Genomic DNA, 17606 nt, shown 5'->3' with positions numbered 1-17606 from the left:
CGGTCACGGGCCCCGTACGGCCGCTTCCGCGTCCCTACGCTGACGCGGGTGCGAGGACAGCGGCAGGGACGGCGGCAGACGGACGAGCGCCAGGACGGCGCCCGTGGGCGGACGCCCTCGGTGCCCCGGGCGGAACGCGCGCACGGCCTGGGCCAGGCCGGCGGGCCCGGGCCGCGCTCCATGCTCGCGCTCCAGCAGAGCGCCGGCAATTCGAGGGCCACGCGGGCGATGCGGCCGGGCGCGGCGAACAGCGCGGCCGCGCCGGGCGGGCCGGGCCTGGGCACCGTGACGGAGGCCGCCGAGCGCGGGCTGACCCTCCCCCCGTACCTGCTGGGCCTTCAGGCCCCGGGGCTGTCCTCGACGTACGGGCTCACCGGGCACGACTTCGTCCGCACCGTGGTGGCCGGCGCCGTCGCGCGCGCCGACGGCACGGTCGCCGAGATCGCGGCGGAACTGGCCGCGCGGCCGGAGACGTTCTACGGGCAGGGCCGCGCGTTCGCCGTCGAGGGGGGCGAGGGGCGGGGCTGGTTCGACGTGACCGTCACCCTTTCCCCCGCCGCCGACGAACGGCCCCCGGAGATCGAGCCGGCCGCCCTCGCACGCGCCCAGGAGGACGCCACCAAGGTCGACGTCCACCACAACTCGGCCGCCGCGGTGGGCTCCAGTTCGGGCGGCTCGACGAGTTACGGCGCGGGCGGGACCTTCTTCGGGCTCGCGCCCGTCGCGCCGGGCCTGTACCTGGGCGGCGTGGGCATGGCGCAGGCCCAGCCCTGGCAGTCGTCCCGGGAGAGCCGCAGCCAGAAGGGCGTGGCCGAACCACGGGTGCTGCGCAGCGAGTCGGGGTCGGTCGAGGTACCGCGCAGGGTGCGTTACGGCGTACGGATCAGGCAGCAGGACGCGGCACCCGCACCGCCCGTGTACGGCACCGGCACGCTGACCATGCGGGTGCCGACCGAGAGCCTCGTGCCGTACGACACCGCCGCGCCGCCACCGGCGCCGCGCGTCGACGACCCGGCCCTGGCCAGGCGCGTCCGGCACGCCGGTTCCCTCGCCCCGGTCGCCGTCACCGACGACGCCGGGCCGCGCACCGACGACGCCGGGCCGCACGCGGGCGGCGGCGGACTGTTCGACGCGGTCGCCTCCGTGCTGCACCCCTCGCTCACCGCGCCCGGCTCCCCCGGGCGGGCCCGCCTCTACGCGGCGACCTCCACCACGGCCGTGCTGGAGGACATGCCCCGGCTGCTGGGCAACGGCGTCGTGAGCGACGACCTGACCGGGCCGGACCCCCGTACGGCCGGCGCGTACCGGATGAGCGCCCGGATCGCCGGCCTCGCCCCGGGCTGGGCCGCCGGCCGGACCCAGCTGCGCACCCACGCCCACGCCCAGCACACGGCCGCCGACGCGGCGGGCAAGGGGCGCTCCGGCGCGATCGGCGCGGGACCGGCGGTCGGTGCCGGCGTGGCCGTGAACGCCGCAGTCGTCCGGGCCGGGGCGATGCCCACCGCCGCCGCCCGCAAGGCCCGCTTCACCCAGTACGACCAGACGACGGCCCGCCGGGTGGGCGCCGAGGTCCGGGGCGACAAGGTGCTTTACCTGGCCACCGTGGACCTCACCGTGGAGGGCACCGGGACCAGCTCCGCGAACATGCTGCTGGGCCGGGCCTCCCGGGTGGCCCGCCACTCCCTCCGGATGTGGATGACCCTGCGGGCGGACGAGGCGCAGGACTTGGGGCTTCCGCTGCCGCCCGGGGTGAGCGCCGGCCCGCTCGTCACCGGACCGAAGCGGCGACGGGAGGGAGCCGGGGGCGACCAGGGGACGGAGGAGGACGTCGAACGTCACCTGCCGTTCGGGGCGCTGGGGGCGAGCGTCGCGCTCGACAGGCTGGACACCACCGGGATGATCGCGTCCATCGAGCGCATGTTCGCCGCCGACCCCCGTCTGGCGGGCTTCCTGCCCCCCTTCGGCGACAAGCGCAAACCGGGCGTTCCCGCGGCGGAGGCCCAGGCCCAGCGGCACAACTACCAGGAACTGGTCACCCGGCTCTCGGAGACCAACCTGAAGGCGAACAAGGACCAGTTGCTGTCCACCGGCGTGCCGGTGCGGCTGCGCCGCAAGAGCCGTATGCACGCGCACGACGTGCAGATACGGGTCACCGGCACGCTCGGCGACGCCGAGTACGCCGGTGACATCGAGAAGTGGCTGGTGCGCAGCCACTCCGGCGTCAGCAGCAACCTCCAGAGCGGGCGGAGCAGTTCACGTTCGGCCGGCTGGTCGGCGATCGGCCAGGTGCGGATCGTCCCCGGTGTCCTGACGGGCTCGGCCCGCCGCGACCGCAACCACATCAGCGCCCGCCGCAACCAGGCCGGGCCCACCACGCGCAGCGACGTCCTCACCAACGGCTCCGAGGACGCGAGCGTCTTCTCGGCGCCGCTGAACATGCAGGTGCAGGTCACCATGACGCACCGGCAGCGCAAGGCCCGGCGCTCGGTCCTGCCCGGCTCACCGGGGCGCGACGTGCCCGAACCCGAGCGGATCGCCCGGATGGACGTGGAGCAGCAGGACGTACGGCTGGTCACGCCGACGGAGTTCACCCTGGACGGCGAGGAGAAGCGGCGCCTCGACGACGAGGGGGCCGCGCGCGGGGCGCGGCAGCGGGGGCCCGAGTGGCGGGTGGACGCCGCGGGCATCGGCGACCTGGCCGGGCTGACGCCCCGCCCGGCGAGCGGCCGGGCCCTGCGTCACTGGACGCTGGTGGAGACCGTCGGCTCCGGCGCCCCGATCCGGGACCTGGCCTTCGACCTGCTGGCCGGGGCGGCGGCCCGGGACAAGGGGGTCCGCGAGGACCGGGCGCTGCAGACCGAGGGCCTCGCGCCCCGGCAGGCGATCGAGGAACGGCTCGGCCCGGGCGCGCTCACCGGGGCGCTGCGGCAGGCGGTGTCCTCGGGGTGGGTGGTGAAGAACCTCAAGTACCCGCGCCGGCTCGCCGCGCTGGACGGGGCGGTGGGCCTGCGGCTGGCGCTCACCAACCCGCGGGTGACACATGAGGGTTCGGGGCCCGGCACGGAGACCTTCCTGCTCGGCGGTCACCAGGCCGGCGGCCAGGAGGGGCGCGGCAGCACCACGACGTACCAGGGCGGGCTGATGGGCCTGCAGAACGGTGCCGAGTGGCGCACCGGGCAGGGCGCGGCGGTGACCCGGAGCAAGGGGGAGAGCACCGCCGGGGCCGTCACCGTGTCCGGCACGGTGGAGCGCAACGCCCACACCCCGCGCAAGGCTCCGCTCTACCTGGTCCGGTGCGACCTCCTGGTCACCATGGTCGCCGAGGTCAAGGTCACCGGCGGCGGCCCGTACGTGACCAGGGAGGCGCGGACGCTGCCGGGCGAGGTGGGGGTGTGGCTGACGGCGGAGCAGCTGTCCTCGCAGGGGCTGAGGCTGCCGCGGTCGGCCGCCGAGGCGCTGGGCATGGAGAGCGTGCTCGCGCCCCGGCCGGGCCGGACGGAGGCGGAGGCGGAGGGGCCCCTGGGGGCCGGCGAGCGGCCGGCGGACCGGCAGGCCGGCGCACCGATGGTCCCGCCCGCCGACCCCGCCCGCACTCCCGAGCGGCCCGTGCCCGGCCTCGACGCCCGCCTGCCCCTCGGTATGGGCATGATCGAGAACCTGCCGAACTTCGTGCCGCTGCTGACGGAGCTGCGCGCCGCCCTCGCCCGCCGCGACGAGTCCCTGGCGGCGGACCTGCTGCCGCACCGGCAGCTGGACGACCCCAACGACAACGTGCAGCGGCTGCTGCGCGTCCTGGACCGGGACGGCTCCGAGGGACTGCTGTCGAGCGCCATGGACGGCGGCGTCACCGTGGAGCTGTTCGACGGCCGCAGGACGCCGTACTGGGCGGTGTTCCGGGTCCGCCGGGCGGGTCCCGGCAGGTTCGCCGAGATGGCGACCGACCAGCGGGACATGGAGTACATCACCTCGGCCACCGCGCAGCGGACGGACTCCCAGGAGCGGGGCGGCTCGCTCGGCGCGGAGGGCGTCCTCGCCGGGTCCGCCAAACCGGAGGGCGGTGCCGGGCTGCTCAAGAGCACGGGCGGGGTGGCCGGCCTCGGCGCCGCCACGGCCGACTCGCAGCGGGGGGGCTCGGCCTCCCGCGCCCAGGTGGGCATGAAGCTGGTCGCCGACTCCGCCACGGGCCCGGCGAAGATGCGCGTGCCGGTCGACGCCTCGCTGGAGCTGCACTCCGCGAAGGGGCGGGTGGCTCTCGCCCGGTTGGGGCGCAAGGAGCTGACACACCGTGTGCCGAAGGACGACCTGACGGCTCTGGCCCGGCTGGAGCCCGTCACCGCCCGGCCGGCCGGCGAACGGCCGCCCGCCGCCGCGGACGCCGACCCGGCACGGCTCGGCGCCTGGCGCGACGGAGGAGTCCGGCTGCCGCTGGAGGCACAGGTCAACGGCTTCCAGGGGGCTGCGCAGGTCCGGCGGCTGGTGGACGCGGCGGTGCAGGAGGCCGGCGGTGGGCACCGCTACCGCGACAAGGGGCAGTCCGCCGCGTACACCCTCCAGGAGGCCGTCTCCACCGAGTGGTTGATCTCGGCGCTGCCGCTGCTGACCAACGCGGGGGCGGAGCTGCCGCCGGTGCACGCCGGCGGGCTCCAGGGCCAGGATCTGCGGGCATCGGTGCACGCGCGGCTGCGCGCCGGCAAGGTGCTCGGCACCGGCGCCAAGATGTCGTTCGAGGCGATCGCGCCCAGCGGCCCGGAGGGCCCCAGGCCCACCCAGGAGGACGGCCAGTACTCGGCGGACCGCGGGCGGGCGGGGCGCGGACTGTTCGGTGCGGGCCTGCTCAACGCCACCGAGTTCCGGCTCAACCAGGCCCTGGCCAACGCGGACGGCGCGGGCGGGGCGGCCGGCATGACGGCGAACGGCTCCGGCTCGATGCCGGTGCACAAGCCCAAGCAGCGGTCCGTCCTCGTCCAGTTCACGGTGGACGTCAGGGTGGTGGCACGGGTCGTGGCCCGCGGCACGCACCGGACCGGGACGGCGGTACGGGAACTGACCCTGCCCGCGCCGGTGGTGGTCCGGATGCCCGAGCCGGTCGCCCGGCGGCTGCTCGCCGAGACGGCGGACGACAGCAGGCTGCGGGCCGCGGAAGGGCGTCTGGCAGCCGCGGATCCTCAGTCCTGAGCGGTGCGCCGCGCGGTGTTCGGTGCGGTGTTCGGTGCGATGTTCGGTGCGGTGCTTCGTGGGGTGTCCTGAGCGGTGTGCCGTGCGGGGTCCTGGGCGGTGTGCCGTGCGGGGTCCTGGGCGGTGTGCCGTGCGGGGTCCTGGGCGGTGTGCCGTGCGGGGTCCTGGGCGGTCCGTGCGGTGGGGTGCGCTTCCCTGGAGCGGCCGGCCCCGCCCAGCGCACCGGGCAGCTCGGTCCTGCGGCGTATCCGCAGTTTGCGGTACGTGCTGGTCAGGTGGGTCTCCACGGTGCGCCTGGCCAGATGCAGCAGCTCGGCGATCTCGGTGTTCGTACGTCCGTCGGCGGCCAGTTCGGCGATACGGCGCTCGCTGCCGGTCAGCGCCCCCGAACCGGTCAACGCCGTCACCGCGCCCCGGGCGCCGCTCTCGCGCAAAGCCTCCCCGGCCGTGGCGAGCAGCCTTAGGGCACCCTTGCGTTCGGCCAGCTCCGCCGCCTCGCGCAGGCAGTCGCGCGCGCGGCCGCGGTCGCCGGTGGCGGCGAGCTGACGGCCCTGGGCGATGAGCGCCGCGACCAGCTCCACGTGGGTGTCGACGGGTGCGTCCCGCAGGGTGCGTACGGCCTCCTCGGCCAGCTCCAGGCCGCGCCGTCCGCCGGTCGCGGTGCCCAGCACGCGCAGGGCGCGGCCCACCGTGCGCGGGGTGTTCCACACCCGGGCCAGCCGCAGTTCCTCCGTCGCCAGGGCCAGTGCCTCCTGACCGCCGCCCAGGGCCAGCCGGCACTCCGCGATCGCCGTCCGCCACGGGGTGACGACCGGGCTGACCACCTCGCGGGCGGTCTGGCGCCGTCCGCACTCCAGGAAGTCGTGGACCGCGCCCGCCGGGTCGCCGGTGGCGGCGCGCAGCACGCCCCGGGCGTACAGGAAGCGGTTCAGCTCCCAGTTCTCCGGCACCTCGCGCAGGTCGAACCGGTCGGCGAGGCGCTGTGCCTCGTCGGTGCGGCCGGTGTGGACCAGCGCCATCACCGTGTGGGCGTCCCGGTTGGAGGGCCCGGTGCGGGACGCTGCCGGGTCCCCCGCCGCGTCGCCGGTGGCCAGCAGCCGGGCGTGGTCGCCGCGGGCCCCGGCGATGTCCGCGCGGGTGTTGAGGAGCGCGTGCTGCATCGGGTGCAGCAGGGCAGGGTGCTGTCCGGCGAGGCCGCGCTCCACGAGCCGTTCGGCCTCGTCGAGTTCGTCGGCCCACTGGGCGACCGCGGCGGCCGTGCCCAGCAGGAAGGGCTCGGCGAGCGGGTCGGTGGGCTGCGCGAGCAGGGCCCGTACGCGGGTCATCGCCTCCTCGGCCGAGATCAGCGCGGCCGTCGCCGCGTACCGCACGAGCAGGGCCTGTCCGGCGGTGCCCACCAGTTCCGGGGAGTTCTCGCCGGTCTCGCACAGCCACCGGTACACCTCCTGCCGGGTCGCCAGGTCCTCGTCGGACAGCAGCGCGCCGGCGGTCTGCACGGTGCGGGTCAGACCCGGGTGGTCGGACAGACGGCCCTCCGTCCGCCGCAGCACCTCCATGGCGGTACGGATCTCGCCGCGCCCTGCCAGCGCGGTGCCGAGGGCGACGGCCGTACGCACCCGGTTGCGGGGGTCGGCCGGCAGGTGCTGCGCCTCGGCGAGGCGCGCGATGGCCGCCGGGGTGTCGGCCGACGCGTACTCCAGGGAGCCCAGTTCGGTCAGCAGCCGCTGGCGGACGTCGTCCGGCAGCGGCTCGTCCAGCACCCGGCGCAGATAGCCGACGGCGTCGTCGGGCCGGGCGTCGTGCACGGCGACCGTGACCGCGTCGCGCAGGACGCGCAGCGCCCAGGGCAGGCCGACGGCCGGCGTCCGCAGCAGATGCCGGGCAACCGCCTCGACCCGGTCGCCCCGGCGCAGCATCGCCTCCGCCGCCGCCCGGTGCGCCGCCTCCCGGCGGGGCCTGGGCCAGCCGGTGAGCACGGCGTCGCGCAGCAGCGGGTGCGCGTAGCGGGGGCGGCCGGCGGCGTCCGGGCGCAGCAGTCCCAGCCGGGTCATCGCGGCGAGCCAACCGGCGACCCGGGCGGGATCGGCACCGGCCGCCTCGGCGAGCAGATCGACCGGGTCCCCGGCCCCCGCCTCGGCCGCACGTCCCCGGGAGGGATGGTGGGCCTGCCCCGGCACCGTCCGGTGCGGCGCGTCGGGGGGCTGGGGGAGGCGGCCGTACTGGGGGTACGGGGCGTACGGGGCGTACGGGGCGTACGGCGTGGACCCCGTGCGTTGGGCGTATGGGGCGGGCTGCGTGTAGCGGGTGTGCTGCGTGTACGGGTCGGGCGGCCCGGACGGCGCGTCCTGGGCGTACGGGTGGGACTGCGCGGACGGCCCGGACGGCCCGGGCGGCGCGTCCTGGGCGCGCCGCGTCTCCGCGTCGCTCTGCGCGGACCGCGCGGGTGGCGTGGGCTCCGTGGGCCGGACGCGCCGCGCCTGCTGGTCGTGTCCCGCGCTTTGCGCGTGGTCGGGTGCGGCGGCGGAGTGGCTCGGCTCCGTGCCGGGAGGCGCGAGGGCATGCCCGGCCGCCCCGCGTCCGTTCGACAGGTCCGCCGGGTCGGGGGCCTGGTCGCCGTCCGTGCCCGTTGGCCACGCCTGTTCCAGTGCCGCGAGGCAGCGGGCCACGTCGGCCGTCGCGGGGCCGGCGCTGTTCAGCCACCAGGAGACGGCCGCCGGGTAGGTCCCGGGGTACAACGCGGCGCAGGTGTCGGGCAGGAGCGGGGCGCCGTCGGATGCGGGGCCGTCCTGCCGCGGGATGCCGCCGAGGTCGTCGAGCAGGGCGTGCAGGAGCATCGGGCTGCCGGCGCCGGCCCGTACGCACTCCCGCGTCCAGCGCGGTCCGGCCGCGGGGAAGGCGGCACGGACCAGCCCGGCCGCCGCCGCGTCGCTGAGCGGGGCGAGGGTGTGGGTGCGCACGAGGGAGGGCGACAGGGCCTGCGTGAGTCCGGCGGGCCGCGGTTCGATGTCGTACTGGCTGCGCTCGGTGGCCACCAGCAGTACCGGTAATCGGTCGACGCGCCGGGCCGCCTCGACCAGCCAGCGCCGCGAGGCGTCGTCGGCCAGGTGGACGTCGTCCACGGCCACCAGCAGCGGGCCCTCGTCCGCGTACGAGCGCAGCAGCCGCCACAGCCGGGCCGCGTTGCCGCGGTCGTCGCCGCCCGGTGCCAGGTCCGTGAACTCCGGTACCGGGCCGAGGAGGTGGAGGACCGTGGCGAAGGGAACGCCGGTGTCCTCGGGTGAGCAGCGTGCCCGCAGCACCCGCAGGCCGAGGTCCGCGGCGTGCCGGGCGGCGGCCTCGAGTACGGCGGTGCGGCCGGTGCCGGTGGCCCCGCGCAGCAGGACGAGGCCGCCGGTGCCGGCCCGGGCGCGCTCGGTATCGGCCGCGAGCAACGCCAGGGCGTCGTCGCGTTCGCGGAGCGGTCCGGTCATCGGTGCCTCCTGTGGTGGATGGTGCTCCCCCGGTATGTGAGACGTAGGAATGCGGACACGGGTGGTGTGAGCCGGCCCACCAACCGGAACGGCCTCCCATGGCCCGGGCGGTGCCCGGGCCTGCGCCTGCGCCTGCGGCTGCGGCTGTGGCTGTGGCTGTGGCTGTGGCTGTGGCGAGGCTCACGGTGGTGCGCGCCCGGCGCCACGGACCCGCGCGCCTTTGCGCAAGGCCCTCCTGACCTGCTGGTACCTCCGCCCGACGGCCCGTTCGAGAGGGTCGCCGCGCTGGTCTCGTGGTGTGCCTCGTGGTGCTCCACGATTGCGCAGCCCCAGCCGCCACAGAAGTGTGGAACACGCTCATCCGCTACCGGCCTGCGCCGAACGGCGGGCTCGTGAACAGGGGGGAAACGGTTGTTCAACTCACCCCGGACCACCACCACATCCAGTCTCGGCGCCGACGGATCCGTCGGCGTCGCCGACCGGCGCGTCCCGGTGGCGGTGTCCGCTCCGGACCCGATCAGCCGCGAGGGCGCGGTCAGCCAGTTACGCCGCCACCCGGAGATCGATCTGCGCGAGGAGTCCGGCCCCGGCACGGTGGCTCTGCTCATCGAGGACGCGCTCGACGAGGGGGCGCTCACCCGGCTGCGCCGGATCGTGCGCAGCGAGGGCGCGCGCGCCGTCCTAGTGGTCGGCGCGATCCGGGAGAGCGAGCTGCTGGACGTCGTCGAGTGCGGCGTCGGTGCCATCGTCTGGCGGCACGAGGCCACCGCCCACCGGCTGGTGCAGGCGGTACTGGCCGCGTCCCGCGGCGACGGCGACCTGCCCGCCGACCTGCTCGGCAGGCTCATCAACCAGGTGGGCACCCTGCACCGGGGCGCGGCGGGCCGCCCCGGCGCCCCCTCGCTGGGACTCACACCCCGCGAGGTGGACGTCCTGCGACTGGTCGCCGAGGGCCTCGACACCGGAGAGATCGCCGGCAAGCTGTCCTACTCCGAACGGACCGTCAAAAACGTCATGCACGGACTCACCACGCGTCTCCATCTGCGTAACCGGGCGCACGCCGTGGCCTATGCCCTGCGGGAAGGCTACATCTGACCGAACGGGCAACCGAAGGCGGCCCCTTGGGGCCGCGCGGGCACGCCGGCCTGCCCGGCCGCCGTCCCCGGCGCGCCTGCGGGCGGGACGGCCCCCGGGGCACGATCGGTGACGGACAGTGGCGGACGGGCGGCGGCGAGACGGCAGGGCGGGAGCACAAGAGTGATCCACGAGGTGGACGAGGTCCTCAAGAGCCTCCTCGGCGGTGGCGCGCTGACGGGCTCGGGCATCGACGTGTCCTTCGAGGCACCCACCCGTGACTGGGCGGCCCGGCGCAACGCCCCCGTGGTCAACGCCTATATGTACGACATCCGCGAGGACGTGGCCCGGCGGCAGAGCGGACACATGTCGGTCCGCGACGAACGGGACATCGAGGTGCGGCGCCGCCGGCCGCCGCGCTGGTTCCGGCTGTCGTACCTGGTGACGGCCTGGACGAAGACCCCGCAGGACGAACACCGGCTGCTGTCCGCCGTACTGGCGACCCTGCTGCCGCGCGAGGTCCTGTCGCCCTCCGAACTCCCCGCCTCACTGCGGGCACTGGGGCTGTCGATGCCGCTGACGGTGGCCGGCACCCAGACGGAGTCCCGTTCCCTCGCCGAGATCTGGTCCGCCCTCGGCGGCGAGCTGAAACCCTCCCTGGACCTGGTGGTGACCGTGCCCTTCCCCGCCTTCCCGGAGTACGACGCCGGGCCGCCGGTCACCGAGGGCGCGCTGGTCCGGGTGCGCGAACTGCCCGGCGAACCGGCGCAGTCCAGCGAGCGCGCCCACCGCCCCCACCAGGTGGCCGCCGCCCGCGCCGCCCGAAAGAACGCGCCCCCTCGCAAGGACGCGGCCCCTCGCAAGGACGCGCCGCCTCGCGGGGACGCGCCGCCTCGCGGGGACGCGACCCCTCGCGAGGACGCGGTGAGCCGCCGCACGGACCAGCGGTGAGCGCCCGCACCGAGGAGGCGGCGACGGCAGCCGCCCCCGGCACCCCGGCCGGCGACTCGTCCGACTCGTACGACCCGCGCGAGTCGTACGGCCCGAACACCCCGAACACCCCGCACGACGATCCCGCGCACGCCCTGCTCGCCCACCTCGCCGCCCTGCGGGAACGGGTGACCGCGCTGGTCGAGCACCGCGCCGCCGGCGACCCCACGGCCGACGACCCGTTGCGCGGCCTGTACCTGTCCGACGACGCCGTACACCACCTGCTGCGCACCTGGCCGTCCGCCGACGCCACCGCGGCCTCTGCCGCCGAAGCTCCCGAAGCTCCCGAAGCTCCCGAAGCTCCCGAAGGTGCCCCGCCACACGCGCCCGCCGACGACCCGGCCGGTCCCGGTGACCGGCTGGCGCTGCTGGCCGGGCGGGCGGGGCTGACCGAGCTGGACACCGCCGTCCTGCTCATCGCGCTCGCCCCCGACGTCGACCGCACCTTCGAGCCGCTCTACGGCTACCTCAACGACGACGTGAGCCGCCGCCGCGCCACCGTGGGCCTCGCCCTCGACCTGTGCGGGGCGCCCGCCCACGTGGCGGCGGTCCGGGGCCGCTTCCACGCCTCGGCACCTCTGCGCGCACTCGGACTGCTGGAGGTCGAGGAGCCCGAGCGGCCCTTCCTCACCCGCTCGTTGCGGGTCCCGGACCGGCTGGCCGGCCATCTGCTCGGCGACGACACCCCGGACGCCGCGCTCCTCGGCCGGCTGCACCCGATGCCGGACCCGCTGCCCGCGGGGGCCGACGCCGAGGACTTCACGCGTCGCCTGGCCGCACGTCTGCACGACGGCCCGCTCGCCGTCTACCTGCGCGAACAGCGCGAGGGTGACGGCCTGGCCGCCCTCGCCTCCGTCCTGCGCGCCGCGGACCTCGACGCGCTGTGCTGCTCAGGACCCGAAGACGACCTCTCCACCGTTCCCGAGCTGCTGCGCGAGGCACGCCTCGGCGGCCGGGCCGTCGTGGTGTCCGGCCTGCCCGGCCAACCGGGCCCGCTGGTACGGGCGCTGACCGCGGCGACGGACGTGACCGTACTGCTGACGGACCCCCGCCCCTACGACCCGCACTGGGCACCCCACGACCCGCTGGTCCTGGACGCGCCGGGCCGCCGGGCCGGCGGAGCGGCCGCCTGGCGGGCCGCGCTGGGCCCGGACGCCGACGGCTTCGACCTGGCCACCGCCGTCGCCCCCTACCGTCTGGGCGGCGACCGGATCCAGCGGGCCGCGCACGCCGCCCACGCCCTCGCCGCCTTCGACGGCGGCCCGGTCACCGCCGGCCACGTCCGGCTCGCGGCCCGGCGTCAGTCGGCCTCCGGCCTGGAGAGCCATGCCCGGCGGATCCGTCCCGCCGTGGACTGGCGGGACCTGGTCCTGCCCGAAGCGCCCCTCACCCAGCTGCGCGAACTCGCCCTGCGCGCCCGCCACCGCGACCGCGTCCTCGGCGACTGGCGGCTCAGCGCGGGCGGTGGGCGCGGCCGGGGCGTCCTCGGCCTGTTCGCGGGCGAGTCCGGCACCGGCAAGACCCTGTCGGCGGAGGTGGTGGCGGCCGACCTGGGCCTCGACCTCTACGTGGTCCAGCTGTCGTCGATCGTGGACAAGTACGTCGGCGAGACCGAGAAGAACCTCGAACGGATCTTCACGGAGGCCGACCGCACCGACGCCGTACTCCTCTTCGACGAGGCCGACGCCGTCTTCGGCAAGCGCTCCGAGGTCAAGGACTCGCACGACCGGTACGCCAACATGGAGAGCGCCTACCTGCTCCAGCGCCTGGAGTCCTTCGACGGCATCGCCCTGCTCACCACCAACCTGCGCGCCAACATCGACGAGGCGTTCACCCGGCGTCTGGACCTGGTGGTCGACTTCCCGTTCCCGGACGCCGGTCAGCGGCTGGCGCTGTGGCGGCACGGCCTGTCGCACGTCCCGTCCGCCGACGGCATCGACCCGGCCCCGCTGGCCCGGGACTTCGAGCTGGCCGGCGGGTCGATCCGCAGCGCGGTGGTCACCGCCGCGTACCTCGCCGCCGGACGCGGGGACCACGTGACGGCGGGCGACCTCCTGGAGGGCGCCCGCCGCGAGTACCGCAAGGCCGGGCGGCTGGTGCCCGGCGAAGGCGGCTGGTGACCGTCGGTCCTCCTCGACGTCAGTCCTTCTTCACCGGGGCGATCTTCCACTCCTGCTCGCCGCTGCTCGTGCAGGTGGAGATCCTCAGCCGGGCGAAGAGGGGGCCGTCGGCGTCGTCCACGTCCAGGCACCTGTTGTTGCTGGCGAAGTTCCGGATCCAGTAGTCACCGCTCGGCTGCTTGTCGATCCACCAGAGCTGGTTGTCCGCGGTCGTGCCGTCGCAGTGGAACTCGGCGACGGGCGTTCCGACGGGCCGGGACTCGTACTCGCCCAGGTCCATGCAGAGCTGGTCCTTGATGTTCCGGATCTGGAAGAGAGCCACGCCGGCGGGGCCCTTCTCGGCCTGCACCTCGAGGTCCCAGACCTGGTTGTCCCCGTCGGTGCCGTCGCAGACGGCCTGCTGGACGGGGCCGTTGATCTTCCCCTCCTCACGTCCGGGAAGTTCGGCGCACATGTCGCTGGCGGTGTTGCGCAGCAGGACGTTCTCGGCGGGCACCACGGGCTTCTTCTTCACGGGCTTCTCGGGCGCCCCGCCACCACCTCCTCCGTCGTCGCCCTTGCCTGCGCCGCCGTCGTCCTTCGGTTCCTCGGGGACCGGCTGCTCGGGTGCCTTCGGCTCCTCGGGCACCGACTCGGCCGCGCTCGGCAAGGTCTCCGGACTCGCGCTCGGACTGGGCGCCAGCGCACTGCCCGCCTGCTCGATCTGATCCGTGGCACTCGTACGGACCTGCGGCTTGTACGCGATCCAGATCATCACACACGCGATCGTCAACGCCAGCGCGATACCGAAGAACGCCGCCAGCCAGCCGGGCAGGAACCCACGCTGGACATACGTCCCCTCGACCTCCGTCGGCTCGACCCCCGACCGGCGCACCGCCAGCGAATACGGCCGCTCCTCCTTCGACCCGAACCAGATGACCTGCCGCGGCTTCAACGTCGTCTCCACGAACGCCGCACGCCCCGGCTCGATCTGCACATTCCCCGGCCGGATCTCGTACGACAGATGATCCCCGGTATCACTCCCGGAAACCGACGCCGTCACCTTCGTATTACCGAGATTGTCCACCGCCAGCCGCGGCCGCCCCCGGAACCGCCCCTTCACCGTCGGCGGCACCAACTCCGCCCGCACCTCGGTGAACGGCGTGATCGTCAGGTTCCCCTCCGGAACCGTCACCGCGTCCGGATGCTCCGTCGGCGTAATCCGCACCGCATACGGATTCGGCCCCGCCACCGCATCAGACGTACGCGGCGGCGCAAACGTCAGTTCAACAGTTCCGGTCGTCCCCGGATACAACCGCAACGTCGGCGGCTCCACCGTCGTCCACGGCGCCACATCCCCCACAGGCTCGAACCGGTACTCGTCAACGACATCACCGGTGTTACGCACCCGCAGCCGCACACGCGTGCTACTGCCAGGATCAACGGTGGCGGACGCGGGCTCCAGCGAAGTCCAAAGGCTCACACACCGACGCTACGGGCGTACCGGTGTGGCGTCAGGAGCCGCCGGGGCAGACCCGGTTGCCCCTACGGGCGCGGTCACACGGTGAGACGGACGGCCTCCAGCCGAAGCTTCTTGCCCATCTCACTGCCGAAGTACCGCCAGTCCGCGGGCTCGGTGCAGCCCTGGTTCAGCCAGCCCCGGTTCTGCACATGGGTGTTCGCGCAGACTGCGCCCTTCGTGGTCCTGATCGTGAAGCCCTCAAGGGCCGAGAGCGCCTCCTTGGTGCTCCCGAGATACATGTCCTTGCCGTCGGCGGCACCCGCCCACTTGTCACCGGTCAGCCAGCCCTCGACGACATGGGCTCCGTTGCCACTGGTGCCTCCGGTCCCGGACACGGCGATGTTGAGGGCCTTGACGGGCAGGTCCTTGCCGACCGTGCCGGCCTCGGCCCCGTCGCACACCGGCTCCTGCCAGCCCCGGTCCGCCACATAGGCGCGGTAGCAGATGTGCCGGCCCTCGCTGCGCGCGGCGATCTCCTTCACCGCCGTGGCGGCGGTCCGGGGCTTCGGCGGCTCGGCCTTCTTCGACTCACCGCCGCCCTCGCCCTCGTCGCCCTTGCCCGCGCCGTCGTCGCCCTTGCCCGCGCCGCCGTCGTCCTTCGGTTCCTCGGGGACCGGCTGCTCGGGTGCCTTCGGCTCCTCGGGCACCGACTCGGCCGCGCTCGGCAAGGTCTCCGGACTCGCGCTCGGACTGGGCGCCAGCGCACTGCCCGCCTGCTCGATCTGATCCGTGGCACTCGTACGGACCTGCGGCTTGTACGCGATCCAGATCATCACACACGCGATCGTCAACGCCAGCGCGATACCGAAGAACGCCGCCAGCCAGCCGGGCAGGAACCCACGCTGGACATACGTCCCCTCGACCTCCGTCGGCTCGACCCCCGACCGGCGCACCGCCAGCGAATACGGCCGCTCCTCCTTCGACCCGAACCAGATGACCTGCCGCGGCTTCAACGTCGTCTCCACGAACGCCGCACGCCCCGGCTCGATCTGCACATTCCCCGGCCGGATCTCGTACGACAGATGATCCCCGGTATCACTCCCGGAAACCGACGCCGTCACCTTCGTATTACCGAGATTGTCCACCGCCAGCCGCGGCCGCCCCCGGAACCGCCCCTTCACCGTCGGCGGCACCAACTCCGCCCGCACCTCGGTGAACGGCGTGATCGTCAGGTTCCCCTCCGGAACCGTCACCGCGTCCGGATGCTCCGTCGGCGTAATCCGCACCGCATACGGATTCGGCCCCGCCACCGCATCAGACGTACGCGGCGGCGCAAACGTCAGTTCAACAGTTCCGGTCGTCCCCGGATACAACCGCAACGTCGGCGGCTCCACCGTCGTCCACGGCGCCACATCCCCCACAGGCTCGAACCGGTACTCGTCGACCACGTCACCGGTATTGCGCACCCTCAGGCGCACACGCGTACTGCTGCCGGGGTCCACCGTCGCGGACGCGGGCTCCAGGGAAGTCCACAGGCTCACGCCGCGACGCTACGGCGCCGCCGGGACGCCGTCAGGAGCCGCGGGGGCAGACCTCGTTGCCCCTGCGGGTCCGGTCTCCGGCGCGGACTACCCGAGCCTGGGGCGCTGGTTGCGGTTCACCAGCTCCATGAGGATCTCGGTGTGCCGGCCCTTGAGCGCTTCGACCGGCACCTGGATGGTCACGTACCGGTCGTGGTCGTGCCGGCGCCCCCGCGTGCTGTTCGGGTCGTTCCAGCGCAGGTCCGTGCCGCCCGCCTCGAAGTGGTCCATGCCCGGGACGGTCTGCACGAGCACCCGGCCGCTCGGGGCCTTGATCTCGACCCAGAAGTGCTCGGGGGTGCCCGCCGTGCCGTCCATCTTGTAGTGGCACATGATCCAGGCGGCCGGGTCGTCCCTCTTGATCTGGAAGCCGTGCGCCGTCACGAAGCCCTCGACCGCGCGCTGCATGAGGGGCTGGATCGTCGTCTCGTCCTGCTGCACATCGGCACCCGTGGGGCCGGAGTGGAGCCCCGAGGCCTGCATCTGGTCGCGTACCTGGGCCAGTTGCTCCCGCACCGCGGGCGCCAGGTCGCTGAGTCCGGGCACACCGCCCGCCTCCAGCCAGCCGGTGAGGTAGGACCAGTAGTCCCCCCGGTCGAGGCCGCCCGTTCCCGCGGCGGCCCGTACCGCCCAGTCCCAGCAGGGCAGGTCCGGGTCCGACTTGGAGACCTTCTTCGACTCCCCGCCGCCCTTGTAGGAGGCCGACCTGCCGGCGGGGTTCTCGATCTCGCCGACCACCCGGTCCATGTCCGACTCGTCCTCGCCCCGGCGCCGGCGGCGTCCCGTGCGCTGGACGACGCCGTCCGTGCTGCGCTGCACGGTCGGACCCGTGTCGTCCGCGCCCTGCGCGACCGACCGCTGGGCGACCACGGACGGTGCGGTGCCGGCCCCGGACATGAAGGCGTCGCTGTCGGTGTCCGCCGCCCGCTCGGAACCCTGCCCGGGGTCCGTGACGGTGAGGCCGGCACCGTGGTTGTTGCCCGTCTCGGGGATGCCCCTGATGTTCTTGTCGAGGTGGCTGGCCTCGTGGGCGAGGGTCTTCGTGTTACCGACGGCCTTCGGGCCGAGGAAGATGTGCTTGCCGACCGTCATGGCCTCGGCGCCCAGCGCCGCCGTGGCGCGCTGGGCTATGGGGTTGTCGTGCACGCGCCCCTCGGAGAGCCGGTCGTTCTGGAAGAACGGCTTCGCCTTCGCGAGGAACGCCCCGGGGAGCGACGTACTCGGCGTGTTCCTGGCTGCGTCGAGGAGGCTGCGCTGAGCCGTCGGGCCGGTGTCCTCCACAGCTCCGTGCCCGCAGCCGGGCCCGTGCTCGTGCGGGGCTTCCCGGCGCTGCACGGCCGGTCCCGCGTGGCCGCACCCCGGGCCGTGCTGGTGCCGGTCCGTCTCGACGGACCGGGCCACGGCGGCGTTCCCGGCCAGGCGCTGGAGGTCCAGCATCCGCTGGACGGGCGCGCTCACCGCGGCCACCTGGCGGTTCGTCGCGTCCCGCTCGTCGGACGATCGGCTCCGCGTTCCGTGCGCGCGCACGACGCTCCCTTCGACACCGGACGGTTGACCACCCAGCCTTACCGGAGCGCCCCCGCCTCCGGCAGGTCCGTGAGGGCAGCTTCGGGGGCAGTCCGGACGGGCGGCGGGAATCGCGGCCGGCCCTACGGGCAGGCCCTACCGTCACCGCCGAATCGCCGCCCCACGGACCGGCCGGCCCGAACGACAGGCCCCACCGACAGGCCCTACCCGCCCCCGGCGATCCGCCGCC

At 74.8% G+C, this 17606-nt stretch carries 8 protein-coding genes; 4 read left to right on the top strand and 4 right to left on the bottom strand.

What is annotated here, in order from left to right:
• Positions 1–48 precede the first annotated feature (48 nt).
• On the top strand, positions 49–5175 hold the full coding sequence (locus ACIQ1J_RS10775) for a hypothetical protein (RefSeq protein WP_403556012.1): 5127 nt from the start codon (positions 49–51) through the stop codon (positions 5173–5175).
• Here ACIQ1J_RS10775 and ACIQ1J_RS10770 read toward each other — a convergent pair.
• Positions 5166–8645: an AAA family ATPase gene (locus tag ACIQ1J_RS10770; RefSeq protein ID WP_403556010.1), complete on the bottom strand. Its 3480-nt coding sequence runs from the start codon at positions 8643–8645 to the stop codon at positions 5166–5168. The two genes, ACIQ1J_RS10775 and ACIQ1J_RS10770, sit on opposite strands and share 10 nt — an antisense overlap.
• Positions 8646–9056: 411 nt before the next feature.
• Here ACIQ1J_RS10770 and ACIQ1J_RS10765 point away from each other — a divergent pair, with 411 nt between their 5' ends.
• The 3 genes from ACIQ1J_RS10765 (at position 9057) to ACIQ1J_RS10755 (ending at position 12829) form a co-directional block, all read left to right on the top strand.
• Positions 9057–9740, top strand: a complete 684-nt coding sequence (locus tag ACIQ1J_RS10765) for a LuxR C-terminal-related transcriptional regulator (RefSeq protein ID WP_403556008.1) — start codon at positions 9057–9059, stop codon at positions 9738–9740.
• A 162-nt stretch (positions 9741–9902) separates the two neighbouring features.
• Entirely contained in the window at positions 9903–10670 is a 768-nt protein-coding gene (locus tag ACIQ1J_RS10760) for a DUF4255 domain-containing protein (RefSeq protein ID WP_403556006.1), read from the top strand.
• Positions 10667–12829, top strand: coding sequence for an ATP-binding protein (locus ACIQ1J_RS10755; protein ID WP_403556004.1), 2163 nt, complete (start codon positions 10667–10669; stop codon positions 12827–12829). The genes ACIQ1J_RS10760 and ACIQ1J_RS10755 overlap by 4 nt, the downstream gene beginning before the upstream one ends.
• 19 nt (positions 12830–12848) lie before the next feature.
• Here ACIQ1J_RS10755 and ACIQ1J_RS10750 read toward each other — a convergent pair whose 3' ends face one another.
• The 3 genes from ACIQ1J_RS10750 to ACIQ1J_RS10740 form a co-directional block, all read right to left on the bottom strand.
• Positions 12849–14291: an RICIN domain-containing protein gene (locus tag ACIQ1J_RS10750; RefSeq protein WP_403556002.1), complete on the bottom strand. Its 1443-nt coding sequence runs from the start codon at positions 14289–14291 to the stop codon at positions 12849–12851.
• Between the two features lie 74 nt (positions 14292–14365).
• A complete protein-coding gene (locus ACIQ1J_RS10745; RefSeq protein WP_403556000.1) occupies positions 14366–15811 on the bottom strand; it encodes a hydrolase in 1446 nt (481 codons plus the stop codon).
• A gap of 87 nt (positions 15812–15898) precedes the next feature.
• On the bottom strand, positions 15899–17308 hold the full coding sequence (locus ACIQ1J_RS10740) for a DUF4157 domain-containing protein (RefSeq protein WP_403555998.1): 1410 nt from the start codon (positions 17306–17308) through the stop codon (positions 15899–15901).
• Positions 17309–17606 lie beyond the last annotated feature (298 nt).

The sequence above is a fragment of the Streptomyces sp. NPDC097107 genome, assembly GCF_044762405.1.
GTDB classification, from domain to species: Bacteria; Actinomycetota; Actinomycetes; order Streptomycetales; family Streptomycetaceae; genus Streptomyces; species Streptomyces thinghirensis.
This window is presented reverse-complemented; position numbering and strand designations above follow the sequence as displayed.